Source organism: Janthinobacterium sp. SUN206, from assembly GCF_030587305.1.
GTDB classification, from domain to species: Bacteria; Pseudomonadota; Gammaproteobacteria; order Burkholderiales; family Burkholderiaceae_D; genus Janthinobacterium; species Janthinobacterium kumbetense.
Genome location: NZ_JAPWIB010000001.1, coordinates 1,085,051 through 1,102,838 on the forward strand (window position 1 = coordinate 1,085,051; position 17,788 = coordinate 1,102,838).

A 17,788-nucleotide genomic window follows, 5' to 3' on the forward strand; every position below is an offset into this window, starting at 1 on the left:
CGTGCAATACAAGAAATATTGCCCCACAGAATAGACTTAAAAAAACATTTTGCTTATTAAATAGCTATATACTTGGATCAAAGCGCGCTACACAATACAGGTTACCAAACCGGATTTGGGCTGCGCCGAGAGCACGTCACAAAATGCCCAGGGCTAGGCGCGTTGCCGAAGACAGTACGCAAGTACGGCGAGGCAACGCAACAACGCCATGGGCTTTTTGTGACGTGCTCGTAAAAATATCGAGTCATCCTGGAGAAGCTATACATGCCCGCACCGATCATCCCCCTTGACGCCAACAAGGACGATCACGACGACCTGGTATTCCTCGATGAGCAACCAGCGGCGCCGCTGGCCGTCGCACCGCGCAGCGTCTGGCGGGTGATGATCATCGATGACGATGAAGACGTCCACTCCACCACCACTTTCGCCCTGGGCAACCTGGAAATGCAGCACCGCCCGCTGGAATTCGTGCATGCGTATTCGGCCGGCCAGGCGCGCGAACTGCTCAAGCATGAAGACGACATCGCCGTCATCCTGCTCGACGTGGTGATGGAACAGGATGACGCGGGCCTGCACCTGGTGCGTTATATCCGCGAAACCCTCAAGATGACGGATGTGCGCATCATCCTGCGCACGGGCCAGCCCGGCTATGCGCCGGAAATCGACGCCATCCGCGATTTCGACATCAACGACTACAAGACCAAGTCCGAGTTGACGCGCATCAAGCTGTTTACCACGGTGACGGCGGCCATCCGCTCGTACGAGCAGATCCGTTCGATCAGCAGCAGCCGGCGCGGCCTGGACCGCATCGTCCACGCCAGCACGCAGCTGATGGCGCTGCACGGCGTGCAAAACTTCTCGGCCGGCGTGCTGGCGCAGATCGCCGACCTGCTGGGCATCCGCGCCGACGGCGTGCTGTGCGTGCAAGACTTGCAGGACAACGGTGCGCGGGAGCTGCTCGTCTCGGCCTGCACGGGCAGCTTTTCCAGCTTGCCGCACAGCGCCCTGTGCGGCCTGCAAAACCCCCGCGTGATGGCCGCCGTTGAGCACACGCTGGCGCAGCGGCGCAATGTGTATGCGCACGACTACGCCACCCTGTACTTCGCGGGCAAGGCCAGCCGCGACGCGGCCGCCTACCTGGTGCTGCCGCGTCCCCTCTCGGCCATCGATGAAAGCCTGCTGGAAGTATTCTGCAGCAACGTCGCCGTGGGTCTCGACAACGTCGAACTGGTGTCGCACCTGCACAATGCCGCCTTCTACGACCAGTTGTCGAAGCTGCCCAACCGCACGCGCCTGGTGGAAATCCTCGATGCCACCCTGGCCGGTCCCGCGCGCGACGACGCCACCCTGTCGCTTGTGGACCTCGACCATTTCGCCGAGACCAACGACGCGCTGGGCCACCAGTTCGGCGACATGCTGCTCGTGGCCGTGGCGGGACGCCTGCAGACCCAGCTGGGCCCGCAGCTGACCGTGGCGCGCCTGGGCGGCGACATCTTTTGCGTGCTGGGCGACTCGTCGCAAGTCAATCCGAGCAAGATCCTGGCCCTGTTCCAGGCGCCGTTCAGCATCGACGGCCAGGACGTGCAATTGTCCGCCACCCTGGGCCTGGTGCGCCTGGGCGAACATGCGGGCACGGGCGCCGATGCGCTGAAGGATGCCGATATCGCCCTGAAACGGGCGAAAAGCCAGCAGCGCGCCGGGCATTTCTATTTCTCGCGCAGCATGGGCATCGAAATCCGCGAACGGGTGCGCATGATGCACGCGCTGCGCACGGCTTTCAGCCAGGGCCAGCTGTTTGTCGTGTATCAACCGCAGATCGACCTGACCACGCGCCGCCCCGTGGGCGCCGAAGCGCTGCTGCGCTGGCAGACGCCGGACGGCAAGTTCATCTCGCCCGACCGTTTTATTCCCATTGCCGAGTATTCCGGCATCATCATCGACCTGGGCGAATGGGTGCTGCGCACGGCGTGCCGCGAACTGGTGCTGCTGCGCGAACAAGGCCACCGCAACTTCGTCATGTCCGTCAACGTGTCGCAAGTGCAATTCCGCCACCCCCTGTTCCTGGAAATGCTGCGCGCCGCGCTGGAAGAAACGCAGGCGCCGCCCGAGTTCATCGAACTGGAAATCACGGAATCGATGGCCATGGAAGAGCCCGATTTATTGATCAAGATGTTGTGGCAGATCAAGCAAACGGGCGTGAGCATCGCCATCGACGACTTCGGCACGGGTTTTTCCTCCCTATCCTATTTGCAGCGCCTGCAAGTGGATCGCCTGAAGATCGACCGCGCCTTCGTGACGGAAATCACGGGTTCCGCGCGCGGCAGCAGCATCGCCGAAATGGTCATCCAGCTGGGCCGCAACCTGGGCCTGGCCGTGATCGCGGAAGGCGTGGAAGACGAGCGCCAGGCGCAGATACTGCAGGCGCTGGGCTGCCCGATGGCGCAAGGTTTCCTGTTCGCCCGCCCCATGACGGCCACGGCGCTGGGCAGCTGGCTCAACAATGAAGCGCTGCAGGGCGCCGCATAGACGCCACCCTGGATAGACAATGCAAAACGCCGGCAGTTGCCGGCGTTGTTTTTACTGCATGAGTGAAGCTTAGTCGGTGGTTTCGGCCGGCCAGTCGCGGATATAGGCCTTGAGCATCTGGTTTTCAAAGCTTTGCGCTTCGAGCACGGCGCGCGCCACATCGTAGAAGGAAATGACGCCCAGCAAGGTCTTGGCATTCATGACGGGCAGGTAGCGCGCATGCTTTTCCAGCATGATGCGGCGCACTTCATTGACTTCCGTGTCAGGCGTGACGGTGATCGGGTGGTCGTCCATGTGCTTGCGCACGGTGCCGCCGCCGATCTGGCCCGCGTTTTCATGCAGCGCGTTCAACACTTCGCGGAAGGTCAGCATGCCGACCAGGTCGCCAAATTCCATGACCACCAGCGAACCGATGTCCTTTTCAGCCATGGTATTGGCCGCGTCAAGCAGGGGCTGGTCAGGCGTGACCGTGTAGAGGATATTGCCCTTGACTTGGAGAATTTCAGATACTTTCATATTGGCCGTCCTGTCCGCGTGATTGGTATTTTAGTTATTCTAGCCCTTACTGCGACTGTAGCCTATGCCTGCGGAAAAATCCAGCCTTGCGCGCAATCAAATCGACGGGGATTGTCGGGCAAGAAAAACGTAGCGAGCGGATGCCCGGCGCGGCCGAGAAGCGCAGCGGTACGCGAGTACCGTGAGCATCGCCGGCCGTGCCCCGCGACGCACAGTAGTTTTTTTCATGCCCTGCGGCGGAACCACCCTGCTATCGACAGGCGCTCGCGCGCCGTCGGCAACACTTCGTGCAGCATCTCGCCCGACATGAACATGGCCATGCGGCCCGCTTGCGGCGCGATATCGATGTGCTCGCCGCCCTGCGGGTGCAGGCGCAGCGCGCCGCCGTGCTCCGGCAGCCAATCGTCGTTGAGGTACAGCACGACGGACACGGTGCGCTTGTCGTCATCGCGGAAACGGTCCAGATGGGCCCGGTAAAAGGCGCCCGGCGCGTACAGGGCGAAGTGGCTTTCGTACTCGTCCAGCCCCAGGAACAGCTCGCGGTTGAGCATGCAGCGCAGCGCTTCCATGTGTTCCAGGTAGCGGTCGCAAGCGCTTGACCTGCCCGTTTCCAGCCATTCGATATGGTCGCCGCGGATGTCCGGCTGCAGCAGCGGCGCATGGCCGCTGCCCACGCCGGCGCCCTTCATCTTGCCGCTGAGCATGGATTGCACGCATTCGGCGGCCAGCTGGCGGCTCAGTTCAAGGGAGATAAAATGCTCTTGCATGAGCCAGCCTGCGTGGCACAGGCCGTCGACGATAGAAGGTCCGGGTACGGCAAGGGCGCCGTCGAACGATATTGCGGGCATAAAATCTTTCCTGGTGGACATGCGATGAGAGTTCGCCTGAAGCCCAGGATTTCGCTGGCACGTAGCAGCCTTCCCTGCGGCGCGGCGCACGCGCACAGGTCAAACAGCCCGAATATCGCTGATCCGGTATCCTACCACCGCCGCACCGCAGCGGTCACTTTTTTTACACTGCAGGTTACACACGCCCCCCGCCAGCACGGCGCCATGCGCCCTGCACACGAGCCCTTTTGCTCAGATGCAAATCAGGTTACGATCTTGCCACTATAAAACTTGGCGGAGACACCATGAGCGGCCCGAAATACCCCGGTTTCGACACTTTATCCCTGCATGCGGGCGCGGCGCCCGACCCGGCCACGGGCGCGCGCGCCACGCCCATCCATTTCACGTCCTCGTTTGCCTTCAAGAGTTCGGAGCATGCGGCTTCGCTGTTCAATATGGAGCGGGCCGGCCACGTGTACTCGCGCATCTCGAATCCCACCAACGCCGTGCTGGAAGAGCGCATCGCCGCCCTTGAAGGGGGCGTCGCCGGCATCGCCACGGCCAGCGGCCAGGCCGCCATGCACCTGGGTTTATGCACCATCGCGGGCGCGGGATCGCACGTCGTCGCGTCGCGCGCCCTGTACGGCGGCTCGCAGAACCTGCTGGCCTATACCTTGAAACGCTTCGGCATAGCCACGACGTTTGTCGACCCGCGCGACGTGGACGCCTGGCGCGCCGCCATCCGCCCGAATACCAAGGTGCTGTTCGCCGAAACCCTGGGCAATCCCGGCCTCGACGTGCTGGACATCCCCCGGATTGCCGCCCTGGCGCACGAGCACCACCTGCCGCTGATGCTCGATTCGACCTTCACCACGCCGTATCTGCTGCGCCCCTTCGAGCATGGCGCCGACCTGGTGTTCCACTCGGCCACCAAGTTCCTGTGCGGCCACGGCACGGCCATCGGCGGCTTGCTCGTCGATGGCGGCACCTTCGACTGGCAGGCGGCCTACGACAAGACGGGCCGTTTCGCCGAACTGTGCGAGCCGTATGACGGTTTCCACGGCATGGTCTTCGCAGAGGAATCGACGGTGGCGCCGTTCGCCCTGCGCGCGCGGCGCGAAGGCTTGCGCGATTTCGGCGCCGTCATGAGCCCGCACAATGCCTTCGCCATCCTGCAAGGCATCGAAACCCTGGGTTTACGCATGGACCGCCACGTGGCCAACACGCGCAAGATCATCGACTTCCTGCTGGCCAATCCGGCCGTGGAATCCGTGTCCTACCCAGAACTGCCGTCGCATCCCGATTACGAACTGGCGAAAACCCTGCTGCCGAAAGGCGCGGGCGGCGTGTTCACCTTCCGCCTGCGCGGCGACCGCGCGGCCGGCCAGCGCTTTGTCGACAGCCTGAAGATCTTTTCGCACCTGGCCAACGTGGGCGACGCCAAGTCGCTCGTCATCCACCCCGCTTCCACCACGCATTTCCGCGTGCCCGACGATCAGCTGGCGCAGGCGGGCATCACGCAGGGCACCATGCGTCTATCGGTGGGGCTGGAAGACGCGGACGATTTGATCGAAGACCTGGCCCGTGGCCTGAAACTGTCGCAGAAAGGCGCCTGAGATGCTGTTCACCATCGACAATACCACCGCCTACTGCTACACGGGCGGCAAAGCTTTTGACCCGAATCAACCCACGGCCGTCTTCATCCACGGCGCGCAGAACGACCATTCCGTGTGGGCCCTGCAAACGCGCTACTTTGCCCACCACGGCTGGAACGTGCTGGCCGTCGACTTGCCGGGACACGGCCGCAGCGGGGGCAAGGCCAGGGACAATGTGACCGACCTGGCCCGCTGGATCCTGGCCGTGCTGGACGCGGCCGGCGCGCCCAAAGCCATGCTGGTCGGCCACAGCATGGGTTCATTGATCGCGCTGGAAGCGGCATTCCTGGCGCCCGGGCGGATCAGCCACCTGGCCATGCTGGGGTCCACCTACCCGATGAAGGTTTCGCCCGCGCTGCTGGAAACGTCGCTGAGCGATGAACAGGCGGCCATCGACATGGTCAATATCTGGTCGCACTCGTCGATCGCGCAAAAGCCGTCGTTTCCCGGCCCGGGCTTTTACGCCATGGGCGGCGCGCGGCGTCTGAAACAGCGCATCGCCGCCCTCAACCCCGATCACGTGTTTCACACGGATTTTTTCGCCTGCAATGCCTACGCGAACGGCGAAATCGCCGCCGCTTCGGTACACTTCCCCACTTTATTCATTTTCGGCGCGCGCGACATGATGACGCCGCCCAAATCGACCCGCTTGCTGACTTCAAGCATCGCGCATGGCACCGTGGTGCAGGTCGACAGCGGGCACGAATTGATGGCCGAACAACCGGACGCCGTGCTCGACGCGCTGTTTGCGTTTGCGCAAAGCACGCCGGCATGACGCCACGCCACGCACGTGTTTTTTTAGGATAGATGCACCATGTTGTTGAATACCCTGTTTGACGAATTGACAGGCCGCGGCAGCGGCACGGAAGCGGCGCGGCGCGAACGCTATGAATGGCTGGAACAGCTGCGCTGCGCCAATCCGCAAGCGGCCGAAGGCGGTCCCATGGCCGGCATCCCGGGCCACCACTGGTACCGGCTGCCGCAGGCGCTCGGCGTCGCCGGACAAGAATCCGAGCTGCTGGTCGGCACCCTGAACGCCCAGTACCTGGTGTTCGCGGGCCGCCACGCGGCGGCTTTCGCGGCCGAACTGGGCCTGCAATACGACGCCAACAACCGCATCGACCGCCCCGGCGGCCTCGACGAACTGCTCGACGCCTATGAAGAACAGGCCGACGGCAGCTGGAGCACCGTGACGGCGGGCCAGGCGGCGCCGCCGCTGGCCGGCTGGGACGACGTGTACTTCCGCGTGCGCGACCTGAGCGACGGCAAGGCCATCCAGAGCGTGACCACCATCGCCTACGAGAGCAGCCGCTTTCCCGGCTACACCCTGCTGGGCACGACCCTGGTGGGCGCGGGCGCCATCGCGCACGACGACGAGACGGCGCAGTATCTGCAACAAGTCTTTGCCGACTGGGCCATCCAGCGCGATTGCGCCGATGCCTGCCCGCCGGCATCCGCGCCCTGGCCCGATGCACCGCGCCAGGCGCCGCCCGAGACGTACGACACTGCGTTCGATTTTGCCCGCAACCTCGCCTACCTCGACGCCCTGCTGGCTGCCTATGTCCGCGCGCAGGCGCAGGCACAAAACGATGGCGGCGACGACGCCTACTGGGCTTGCGCGGCCGCCAGCACGGCGTACCAGGTCTTCTCGCTGCGCTACACGGCAGGCTTGCCCTTGCCTGACGTGGAAACGGCGCTGGAAGCGGCCATCGCCGCCTGCGAAACGGCGCGCGCAGCCCTGGCCGCGGCCTACGCTGACGACGCCTTGCCCGCCTTTGATTTCGAACAATTGACGGATTACGCGCGCACCCTGCAGCTGCTGGGCGCGACCCTGCTGTTCGGCCGTCACGACCTGGCCACGCGCCTGGCCGCCCTGCAAACGGCCTTCGATGGCGAAGATGGCGTGTACGAAGCGCTGCTGTCCGCCATCGATCCGCAGCGTCCTGCCGTCGACGAATGGTATTTCGCCGAACCCTATACGGCCCTGTACGACTGCCTCGACGCGGACGACCGCGCACAGCAGCTGGAGCACCTGCAACAATACCTGGCCGGCTGGCACGGCGCGCTGGTGCGCGAAGACTGGTTCAACGGCCATTTGCGCGCGCAGGGACTGGGCGGCTACTACGGCCTGTGGGCCTTCGAAGCGGCCGCCGTGGCGCAACGCCTGGGGCTGGAGCGCGGCGCCCTGGCGCACTGGGTCATGCCGCCAACGCCCTGAATACCCCGTACACTTTTAGATAATAAATATCAATGATCAATACCGCAGCCCTGTTCAGCACCGCCTTCCTGCCCGGCCAGGCCGGCTTCGACACCGATACGATCACGGGCCTGGCCGAATGGCGGCTCGATACCCCCATGCTGTTCAAGCTGCTCATCGGCGCCGGCACGCAAGCCGTCGCCTGGCCCATCTACGGCGATGGCGAGGACTGCCCCTGCGTGCTGGCCGCGCCGATGGCGCAGGCGCAGGCCAGCTGGCAAGCCTTGTCCGCCCTGATGGACAGGCCGCGCGACGCGGCCGCCATCGTCGCGCGCGCCGCCATCAGCGCCCTGCTGGCGGGGGGGCAGGCGTGGCTGGTGTTTGACTGCGTGCAGCTGATCCCGCACGATATCGACACGCCGGAGTACGCGGCCGGGCTCGATGCCCTGCGCGCCGAGGCGCAAGCCCTGCACTCTGCCCTGCAGCGCGGCGACAAGGAAGCGCTGGCGCCCCTGCTGGGTGCCGGCGCCGCATCGCCCGCCATTGGCTACTGGTCGGCCACGGCCGATGCGCAGCTGGCCGATGTCGAGGAACTGGATGCGAATGCGCTGCCCTTCCTGCAAGGCCTGGAAGTGCGGGAATGGGTGGAAGACGCGCTGTGCTACGCGGTGGCAGCGGCGGGACAGCCGGACATTCGGGGCCTCGTCACGCCGTACGGCCGCTGGATCGCGCCGCTGTCGCGGGGCCTCGTTCACCTGGACGCCAGCGACGCGGACGATGGCTGGATCACCTTTGCCACGGCGGACAAGCCCGACGCACACGGCGTCATGGACCTGAACGGCACGGTGGTGCTGATGCCCGCGCCCGGCGACCTGTACGTAATCAGTCCCCACCTGCTCCACCAGGTCGCGCCGGACGGCGCCACCTGCCTCCGGCGCTTGCCGGACGGCGCACGGCTCCTCGAAGGCGTGGACAACCTGTGCCAGCGCGACGATGGGTATATCGACTTCATGCGCCTGACGGGCGAACAGGACGAGCGCAATGTCCACGGCGTGCTGGACGCCGCGGGCGCGATGGTGGTGCCGCCCGCCTACAGCTCCGTGCAGGATTTCGGCACCAAGAAAAAGATTGCCATCGTCAGCCAGCGCATAGCCGGCCGCTTCCTGTTTGGCATGATTAATAGCCAGGGCGAGCTGCTGGCGCCCTGCCGGTACGAAGCCATCGACTGCGCCACGACGTCGTCGCCTCCCAGGCTGCGCAAGAACCTGATCTTCGCCATCGATGCGCAAGGCCTGGCCTGCATGCTGACCCTGGACGGCAAGCAGGCGTTTGTGCCTTTGTACCCGCCCGCCCACCATCTGCGCGGCGTGGCCGTGCAAAGCGACTTTTTATATGTCGTCAAGGATGGCATGGCCTGGAGCATGGATTTCACGGGCCAGCTGCTGGAACAGTTCGACACCGTGGAAAACTTCAAGGCGGCCATCACGGCCCAGTTGAGCGAGGCCATGGGCCTGAGCAAGAAAAAGCCCGTCCGGCGCCGCAGCTTTACGCCCGCGCAAATCCTGGCAAAGGCCGACCGCGCGCAGTTGCGCAGCATGGCCGCCCTGTTCTTGCAGGGCGATGCGGACCTGGCCGCGCGCTGCGTGGACATCACGCTCGACGAGCTGGCGGAGGATGATCCGGAAGAAGAATACGAAGGCGACACGCCCGCAGCGGCCTGTTTCTTCCTGCTGTGGTCCACGGCCGCCCACACGCTGGGCCACGGCACCACCCTGGACTGGAAAGCCGTCGATGAAGTGCCGCGCCTGATCCAGCATATCGGCCTGCCCGCGCTGCGCGATTTTTCGTGGTCAGAGCGCGAGGATGGCGACGCGATGGCCGAGGGCCTGGCCGCCATCGCCGCCCACCTGGCGCCGCATCAGCTGCGCCTGATCAACATGCACGGCGGCGAAGACACGTATTATCTGGGGGTGGTGCGGGCGCAGGATGCGGCCGCGTTCAAGGCAGCGGCGCTGCTGGCGGCCTTGCGGCCCGTGGTGTACTAAGACCGCTCAGTTAAGACCGCTCAGTTGCATTTGACGGTGCCGAAATGCTGCGCCAAAGTCAGGCCCAGTCCCTGCTCCACGGCGTTTTCCACCTGCGCCGCCAGGGCGGCCGCTTCTTCGGCCGCCTGGATATCGCGTTCATTGGTGGAGCCGGCCGGATAGCCGGAGTTCACGCGCATGCCGCCGAAGACGAACAAGCGGTAGACGTCGGCCAGGCTGATGCGGTTGACATTGCCCAGCAAGACCCAGTGGTCGGAACTGTCGGCCACGCGCTTGCCCCACTGCACCCGCACGGCGCCCTCCACGTTGACTCTTCCCACCCAGCCCTGCTGCACCATCTTGTCGAGCAGGGTTTCCATCTCTTCGAAGCCCAGGCGCGTGCTGCGGCGGATCTCGGCGGCGCCCACCAGGGCCGAATCGCCGCAGTGGCAAGCCTGGTGCAGCACTTTCAAGATGGCGACGGCGTCGACGAATTCGCTGCCCGGCGCCGCCTCATACCACCAGCGTTCGTATTTCACGACGGGCAAGGCGGCGACCAGCAAGGCGCCCACGAGGGTGATCATCCAGCTCAGGTAAATCCACACGAGGAACAGCGGCAAGGCGGCCAGTGCGCCGTAGATGCGCGAATAGGTGGGAAATTCCTGGATGAATTCGCCAAAACCCCGCTTGGCCACCTCGAACGCCAGCGCCGCCAGCAAGCCGCCCCAGGCCGCGTCGCGCCAATCCACGTCGCGGTTCGGCACGGCAATGTACAGCAGGGTAAACGCCAGCATGGTCAGGCCGATCGACACCAGGGTATAAAACACGGCGCCCAGGAAAGGCACGGCGCCCACCACGCCGCTGGTGGCCATGAAGAGGCGCGAGGTCACCGTCAGCGACACGCCCACCAGCAGCGGCCCCAGGGTGACGATGGCCCAGTAGACAAGCAAGCGCTTGGTCCAGCGGCGTTCCTGGCGCACGCGCCAGATGCGGTTGAAGACGCGCTCGATCAAACCCATCATGCCCACCGACGTGACGATCAGGGCGCCCGCGCCGATGGCAGACAGGCGCGTGGCCTTCGAGGCGAACGTGGTCAGATAATCGAGGATGGTGTTCGATATGCCCTTGGGCATCACGCTTTGCACGAAATAATCTTCCAGCGCATGGCGGAAGGTATTGAATAGCGGGAAAGTGGTGAAGATCGCCAGGGCCAGGGTCAGCAGCGGCACCAGCGCAAACACGGTGGCGAACGTCAGGCTGCCGGCCACCTGCGGCAGGCTTTCCTCGCGCACGCGGCGGCGCGCGAACTGCAGCAGGTCGCGCGTTTCGGACCAGGTCAGGCCGCGCACGACGGCCAGCCCGATGCTCAGGGCGCGCCACAGGTATTGGAAGAACGGGAATATATATTTTGAAAACATGTGCAAAATCAGAACGGCGCCATGACAGCAGTCGTATCAGGCTGTAAAGCGCCCTATAATACCAATGATGAAGCCAACCAATCTGATTATTCTCGTATTGTTTTATTCACGCCATGGCGCCACGCGCCAGTTGGCCGAGTTGATAGCCCAGGGAGTGGAAAGCGTGCCCGGTTGCGACGCCCGCCTGCGCACCGTGCCCGCCGTATCCACCGTCACCGAAGCGACGGCGCCGGAAGTGCCGCCCGCTGGCGCGCCCTACGTGGAACTGGAAGACTTGCAGGAGTGCGCGGGCCTGGCCCTGGGTTCGCCCACGCGCTTCGGCAACATGGCCGCTGCCATGAAGTACTTCTGGGACGGCACGGCCAGCGACTGGCTGGCCGGCAGCCTGTCCGGCAAGCCCGCCTGCGTGTTCACGTCCACGGGCAGCCTGCACGGCGGCCAGGAATCGACCCTGCTGTCGATGATGATCCCCCTCTTCCACCACGGCATGCTGGTCATGGGCTTGCCCTACACGCATCCGGAACTGATGACGACGTCCACGGGCGGCTCGCCGTATGGCGCCACGCACTGGTCGGGCATAGACGGCGACAAGGCCCTGAGCGACGATGAAAAGCGCCTGGCCATCGCCTTGGGCCGGCGCCTGGCGGAAAACGCCGCGAAACTGGCGGGCGCGTGATGCACGGCGCACTGCACAAATATTTTCACTGGGGCGCCATCGCCAGCCTCGTCACCCTGATCGTCTGGTGCGTGCTGTGGGAAACCGTCGTCGCGCCGCTGCAGCCGGGCGGCTCCTGGGTCGTCCTGAAGGCGGCGCCCCTGCTCATACCCCTGTACGGCGTCATCAAGCGCGACGTGTACACCCTGCAATGGTCGTCGATGGTGATCCTGCTGTACTTCACGGAAGGCGTGGTGCGCGGCTACAGCGACACGAACCCCGTCTCGGCCCGGATGGCCTGGGGCGAGGCGGCCATCGTCTGCATCTATTTTGCCTGCGCCGTGCTGTATCTGCGCCCATATAAAAAGGCGGCCAAGCGCATGGCCAGGGAATTGCTGGAAAAAGTGACTAAAGTGAGCATCAAGAAATGAACGACAAGCCCATGACTGACCAAGCCGATTTCCTCGCCGCCTGCCGCGACCTGCTGGGCGACGCCTACGTCCTCACCCTGGACGCCGACACGGCGCCCTTCCTCACCGACTGGCGCGACCGTTTCACGGGCAAGGCCCTGGCCGTGCTGCGCCCCGCCACAGTGGAACAAGTGGCAGCAATCCTGCGCGCCTGCGCGCAATGGCGCGTCCCCGTCGTGCCGCAAGGCGGCAACACGGGCCTGGTCCTGGGCAGCATCCCGGACGCCGCCGGCACGGCCATCGTGCTGTCGCTGGCGCGCCTGAACGGCATCCGCGCGCTCGATCCCGTCAACCGCACCATCACGGTGGACGCGGGCTGCATCCTGCAAACCATCCAGGAAGCGGCCAGCGCCGCCGGTTGCCTGTTCCCCCTGTCGCTGGCTGCCGAAGGCAGTTGCACCATCGGCGGCAACCTGGCGACCAACGCGGGCGGCACGGCCGTGCTGCGCTACGGCAACACGCGCGAACTGTGCCTGGGCCTGGAAGTGGTCACGCCGCAGGGCGAGATCTGGAGCGGCTTGCGCGGCTTGCGCAAGGACAATACGGGCTACGATCTGCGCGACCTGTACATCGGCGCCGAAGGCACCCTGGGAATTATCACCGGCGCGGTCATGAAGTTGTACCCGCAGCCGAAAGCCTGCATCACGGCGCTGGCCGCCATGCCCTCGCCCGCCCATGCCCTGCGTTTATTAAGCCTGATGCAGGACCATTGCGGCGCCAGCCTGACGGGGTTCGAGCTGATGTCGCAGTACTGTCTGCAGCTGGTGGCGGAGCAGTTCCCGCAGCTGCCGCGCCCATTCGCCGACGCGCACGGCCAGTATGTGCTGCTCGAATTGTCCAGCAGCCAGTCCGAGGCGCACGCCGTGGAATTGCTGGAAGCGAGCATCGGTGCGGCCCTGGAAGACGAATTGATCGAAGACGCCGTCGTCGCCAGTTCCGTGGCGCAGTCCGAGGGACTGTGGCAGCTGCGCGAACACATCCCGCTGGCGCAGGCGCAGGCGGGCAAGAACATCAAGCACGACATCTCGCTGCCGATTTCCCGCATCGCCGATTTCATCGCCGTTACCGACGTCGCATTGGCAACGGCCTTCCCCGGCTGCCAGCTCGTGTGCTTCGGCCACCTGGGCGACGGCAACCTGCATTACAACGTGGCGCCGCCAGCCGGCATGACGGACCAGGATTTCCTCGCCAACCAGGATGCCATCAACCGCATCGTGCACGACCAGGTCCACGCTTTTGGTGGTTCGATTTCGGCCGAACACGGCATCGGCGCGCTGAAAAAGGCCGATCTCGCCCACTACAAGTCGCCGCTGGAATTGCAGCTGATGCGCGCCGTGAAGCAGGCGCTGGACCCGCAGAACATCATGAATCCGGGGAAGATATTGTGAAGCCGTCGCCCCTCCTGCTATGCGCCATGGCCTTGCTGGCCGGCTCCGCCAGTGCGCAGGACGTCTACAAGTGCGTGAAGGATGGCCAGAGCAGCTATAGCGCCACGCCCTGCACGGCCGGCCAGCTGCAAATCCTGGAAATCCCCGCGCCGCCGCCCGCCGTCGACAAGGGCGCGGCCACGCGCCAGGAACGGGTGGCCAGCCAGATGGAAGCGGCGCGCAAGAAGCAGGAGCAGCTGGAAGACCAGGCGCGCGAACGGGGCGCCAGGCAGCAGGAAATCCACGAGAAGCACTGCGCGCAGCTGCGCCTGGAGCAGAAATGGGCGGCGCAGGACGCCGTCGGCGCGGGCGACAAGAACCGCGATGCGGCGCAATTGAAAGCACGGCGCGCCGGCGAACGCCTGGCCGTCGAATGCCTGCATTGAGTGCGCCGGCAGCCGATCCTGCGGGCACGCGCCTGCTGTCGCGCTGGCTGCTGCTGGGCGAATGGCGCGCGCATCCCGTGCGCGCCCTCGTCGCCATCCTGGCCATCGCCATCGGCGTGTCGCTGGGCTTTGCCATCCACCTGATCAACGCGGCCGCCTTCAATGAATTTTCCACGGCCGTCAAAAGCCTGTCCGGCCAGGCCGACGTGCAGGTGGCCGGGCGCGAAGCGCTGTTCGATGAAGCCATCTACCCATGGCTGGCGCAGCGCGACGGCGTGGCTGTCGCTTCGCCCGTGCTGGAACTGCAGGCCACGGTGGCGGGCAAGAAGGACGGCGGCCCGCTGCACATCCTGGCGCTCGACGTCTTCCGCGCCGGCTTCATCTCGCCCGACCTGATCGGCGCGCCGGCCGAAGGCCAGCCTTTCGATACCCTGGCCGACGACGCCGTCTTTTTATCGCCGGCCGCCCTGCGCTGGCTGGCTATCGCCCAAGGCGGCCAGGTCGCGCTGCAATCGGGCACGGGCACGGTGCCGCTGCGCGTGGCCGGTTCGCTGCAGCGCGCGCGCGCCGGCCAGCGCATCGCCGTGATGGATATCGGCGCGGCGCAATGGCGCTTCAACAAGCTGGGCAAGCTGTCGCGCATCGACCTGAAACTGCGCCAGGGCGTCAACCGCGACGCCTTCCAGGCCGAGTTGGCGCGGGCGCTGGAAGCCCGCTATCCGGGGCGCTTCCAGGTGGGCCAGCCCAACGACGAAAACCAGAATAGCCGCAACAATAATCTCAGCCGCGCCTACCGGGTCAACCTGACGGTGCTGGCCCTCGTCGCCCTGTTTACGGGGGCCTTCCTCGTGTTTTCCACGCAGGCGCTGTCCGTCATCCGCCGCCGCGGCCAGTTCGCGCTGCTGCGCGTGCTGGGCATGGAACGGGGCCGGCTGCTGCGCCAGGTGCTGCTGGAAGGCGCCAGCCTCGGCATCGTCGGCGCCGGCCTGGGCATCGCGGGAGGCTACGCCATTGCGGCCGTGGCCCTGCGCTTCTTCGGCGGCGACCTGGGCGCCGGCTATTTCGCGGGCGTGCAGCCGCAGGTGCATTTCACGCCCGTCGCCGCCTTCGTCTACTTCATCCTCGGCCTCGGCGTCGCCTTGCTGGGCTGCGCCGCGCCCGCGCTGGAAGCGGCGCGCGCGGCGCCCGCCATCGCCCTGAAATCGGGCAGCGAGGAAGTCGTGACGACGCGCCTGGCGAAAACCTGGCCCGCGCTGGTCTGCCTGCTGCTGGCCGGCGCCCTGACCTTCCTGCCGCCCGTGTTCGAGCTGCCCCTGTTCGGCTATCTGTCCATCGCACTGCTGCTGATCGGCGCCATCGCGCTGATGCCGCAACTGGCCGCCGTCGTCTTCCGTTTCCTGCAGCGCGCCTGGCTGCGCACGGAGACCAGCCAGCATGCGCCCGTGCGCAGCCTGACCCTGGCCCGCCTGGCGAACGCCTCTGGCCAGGCGGGCATCGCCCTCGGCGGCGTGCTGTCGAGTTTTAGCCTGATGGTGGCGATGGCCATCATGGTGTCGAGTTTCCGCGTTTCCGTCGACGACTGGCTGCTGCAGATCTTGCCGGCCGACGTGTATGCGCGCACGGCCGCCAGCGGCGGCACGGCAGGCTTGAATCCACGCGAACAGGCCAGCATCACCGCACTGCCCGAAGTGGCCAGGGTGGATTTCCAGCGCCTGCGCTCGCTGTCGCTGGCGCCCGACCGTCCGAATGTGATGCTGCTGGCGCGCCCGATCCTGCTGTCCGATCCGGGCAAGAGCATGGTGCTGGTGGGTGACACCCTGCCCGTGCCGGCAGGTAGCCGGCCCGTGTGGCTGTCGGAGGCGGCGGCCGACCTGTACAACGTCAAACCGGGCCAGCAGATAGCCCTGCCGCTGGCAGGCGGCTTGCACAAGTTCTTCATCGCCGGCATCTGGCGCGACTATGCGCGCTCTTCCGGCGCCATCCAGATGCCGCTGGACGACTACCGCGCGCTGACGGGCGACCTTGATGTCAGCGACGCCGCCCTGTGGCTGGCCAAAGATATCACGGGCGACGAACTGCAACAGCGCCTGAAAGCCTTGCCCTTCGGCGCCAGCCTGGAAGTGTCGAATCCGTCGGCCATCCGCGCCCTGAGCCTGCAGATTTTCGACCGCAGCTTCGCCGTCACCTATCTGCTGGAAGCCATCGCCATCGTCATCGGCCTGTTCGGCGTGGCCGCCACGTTTTCCGCGCAAACGCTGGCGCGCGCCCGCGAATTCGGCATGCTGCGCCACGTGGGCGTGACGCGCGGGCAGATTTTGTCCATCCTGGCGCTCGAAGGAGGCGCGCTGACGGCGCTGGGCATCGCCACCGGTTTCATCCTGGGCCTCTTGATCAGCTTTGTGCTCGTCTTCATCGTCAATCCGCAATCGTTCCACTGGACCATGCAACTGCACCTGCCGTGGCCCTTGATCGCCACCGTGGCCGGCGCCCTGCTGACGGCGGCCGCCGCCACGGCGCTGATCGCGGGCAGACAAGCCTTGTCCGCTGGCCCCATCCGCGCCGTCAGGGAGGACTGGTAATGCGCCGTGTTTTCATCTTGTCATTGGCGCTGGCGCTACCTGCGCTGGCCGCGCCGCCCACCTTTGCCCCCGTCACGCCGCTGCCGGCCGGCCAGACCCTGCGCCTGCCGCACGACTTCGGCGCCCATCCCGCGTATAAAACGGAATGGTGGTACGCCACGGGCTGGGTCAAAACGGCCGGCGGCGAGCAGCTGGGCTACCAGGTGACCTTCTTTCGCAGCGCCACGGCCACCGATACGGACAATCCCAGCGCGTTTGCGCCGAAACAGCTGATCATCGGCCATGCGGCCCTGTCCGATCCCAAGGTCGGCAAGCTGCTGCACGACGAGAAAAGCGCGCGCGAGGGTTTCGGCCTGGCCTACGCCAAGGTGGGCGACACGGACGTCAAACTCGACGACTGGCGCATGCAGCGGCAGGCGGATGGCAGCTACCGGGTCAGCCTGGCCGCGCGCGAATTCAACCTGCAGCTGACCCTCGCGCCCACCCAGCCCGTGCTGCTGCAAGGCGTTGGCGGCTACTCGCGCAAGGGCGCCCGGCCCGCGCAATCGAGTTACTACTACAGCAAGCCGCAGCTGCGCACGACGGGCACCATCGCGCGCGCGGGCGGCAGGCCGGAAGCCGTGACGGGCGCCACCTGGCTCGATCACGAGTGGTCCAGCCAGGTGCTCGATGCGGACGCCAGCGGCTGGAACTGGATAGGCGCCAACCTCGACGACGGCGGCGCCCTGATGGCCTTCCATATCCGCAGCAAGACAGGTGCTAAACTATGGGCGCACGCGACATGGCGCGACGCGTCCGGTAAGATGACGCAGTTCGCGCCCGGCGACGTCGATTTCACACCCACGCAGCTGTGGCGTTCGCCCCGCACGCAGGCCGAATACCCGGTCGCCACCGAGATCCGCACGGGCGCGACGCGCTGGCAGATCAAGCCGCTGCAAGCGGACCAGGAACTCGATTCGCGCCGCTCGACGGGCGCCGTGTACTGGGAAGGCGCCGTGACGGTGGAGCGCGACGGCCAGCCCGTGGGCCGCGCCTACCTGGAAATGACGGGCTATGTCCAGCCGATGAAGTTGTAAGCACTACCGAATATGTAAATCAAAGCGAAAAA

14 protein-coding genes are annotated in these 17,788 nt (G+C 65.6%); 11 read left to right on the forward strand and 3 right to left on the reverse strand.

Going from position 1 to position 17,788, the window contains the following annotated elements; translation table 11 throughout:
* Positions 1–264: 264 nt before the first annotated feature.
* Positions 265–2,526, forward strand: a complete 2,262-nt coding sequence (locus O3300_RS04770) for a bifunctional diguanylate cyclase/phosphodiesterase (RefSeq protein WP_305052221.1) — start codon at positions 265–267, stop codon at positions 2,524–2,526.
* A 69-nt stretch (positions 2,527–2,595) separates the two neighbouring features.
* On the opposite strand, the gene O3300_RS04775 is transcribed toward O3300_RS04770, so the two are convergent.
* Positions 2,596–3,042: a CBS domain-containing protein gene (locus tag O3300_RS04775; protein ID WP_010398828.1), complete on the reverse strand. Its 447-nt coding sequence runs from the start codon at positions 3,040–3,042 to the stop codon at positions 2,596–2,598.
* A gap of 224 nt (positions 3,043–3,266) precedes the next feature.
* Positions 3,267–3,890, reverse strand: coding sequence for a 2OG-Fe(II) oxygenase (locus O3300_RS04780; protein WP_305052222.1), 624 nt, complete (start codon positions 3,888–3,890; stop codon positions 3,267–3,269).
* Positions 3,891–4,174: 284 nt separating this feature from the next.
* Between O3300_RS04780 and O3300_RS04785 the strand changes: the two genes are divergently transcribed.
* The 4 genes from O3300_RS04785 to O3300_RS04800 are packed head-to-tail and all read left to right on the forward strand — an operon-like array spanning position 4,175 to position 9,766.
* Positions 4,175–5,485 (forward strand): O-acetylhomoserine aminocarboxypropyltransferase, encoded by a 1,311-nt coding sequence (locus O3300_RS04785; RefSeq protein WP_305052223.1) that lies wholly within the window; start codon positions 4,175–4,177, stop codon positions 5,483–5,485.
* A gap of 1 nt (position 5,486) precedes the next feature.
* Positions 5,487–6,299: an alpha/beta fold hydrolase gene (locus O3300_RS04790; RefSeq protein ID WP_305052224.1), complete on the forward strand. Its 813-nt coding sequence runs from the start codon at positions 5,487–5,489 to the stop codon at positions 6,297–6,299.
* A gap of 39 nt (positions 6,300–6,338) precedes the next feature.
* On the forward strand, positions 6,339–7,742 hold the full coding sequence (locus tag O3300_RS04795) for a PoNe immunity protein domain-containing protein (protein ID WP_305052225.1): 1,404 nt from the start codon (positions 6,339–6,341) through the stop codon (positions 7,740–7,742).
* 32 nt (positions 7,743–7,774) lie between these two features.
* On the forward strand, positions 7,775–9,766 hold the full coding sequence (locus O3300_RS04800; RefSeq protein WP_305052226.1) for a WG repeat-containing protein: 1,992 nt from the start codon (positions 7,775–7,777) through the stop codon (positions 9,764–9,766).
* A gap of 20 nt (positions 9,767–9,786) precedes the next feature.
* Here the strand turns inward: O3300_RS04800 and O3300_RS04805 are convergent, their stop codons facing one another.
* A complete protein-coding gene (locus O3300_RS04805) occupies positions 9,787–11,163 on the reverse strand; it encodes a YihY family inner membrane protein (protein WP_305052227.1) in 1,377 nt (458 codons plus the stop codon).
* 67 nt (positions 11,164–11,230) lie between these two features.
* On the opposite strand from O3300_RS04805, the gene wrbA reads away from it, so the two are divergent.
* The 6 genes from wrbA to O3300_RS04835 are packed head-to-tail and all read left to right on the forward strand — an operon-like array spanning position 11,231 to position 17,756.
* Entirely contained in the window at positions 11,231–11,839 is a 609-nt protein-coding gene (wrbA, locus tag O3300_RS04810; RefSeq protein WP_305053131.1) for an NAD(P)H:quinone oxidoreductase, read from the forward strand.
* Positions 11,839–12,249: a DUF2069 domain-containing protein gene (locus O3300_RS04815; RefSeq protein ID WP_099667632.1), complete on the forward strand. Its 411-nt coding sequence runs from the start codon at positions 11,839–11,841 to the stop codon at positions 12,247–12,249. The genes wrbA and O3300_RS04815 overlap by 1 nt, the downstream gene beginning before the upstream one ends.
* An 11-nt stretch (positions 12,250–12,260) precedes the next feature.
* The gene (locus O3300_RS04820; RefSeq protein ID WP_305052228.1) at positions 12,261–13,676 is read left to right on the forward strand and encodes an FAD-binding oxidoreductase; all 1,416 of its coding nucleotides are present in this window, start codon (positions 12,261–12,263) and stop codon (positions 13,674–13,676) included.
* Positions 13,673–14,101, forward strand: a complete 429-nt coding sequence (locus O3300_RS04825; protein WP_305052229.1) for a DUF4124 domain-containing protein — start codon at positions 13,673–13,675, stop codon at positions 14,099–14,101. The genes O3300_RS04820 and O3300_RS04825 overlap by 4 nt, the downstream gene beginning before the upstream one ends.
* Complete coding sequence (locus tag O3300_RS04830; protein WP_305052230.1) at positions 14,089–16,680, forward strand: FtsX-like permease family protein; 2,592 nt, start codon at positions 14,089–14,091, stop codon at positions 16,678–16,680. The genes O3300_RS04825 and O3300_RS04830 overlap by 13 nt, the downstream gene beginning before the upstream one ends.
* Positions 16,680–17,756, forward strand: a complete 1,077-nt coding sequence (locus tag O3300_RS04835; RefSeq protein WP_305052231.1) for a carotenoid 1,2-hydratase — start codon at positions 16,680–16,682, stop codon at positions 17,754–17,756. The genes O3300_RS04830 and O3300_RS04835 overlap by 1 nt, the downstream gene beginning before the upstream one ends.
* Positions 17,757–17,788: the final 32 nt, after the last annotated feature.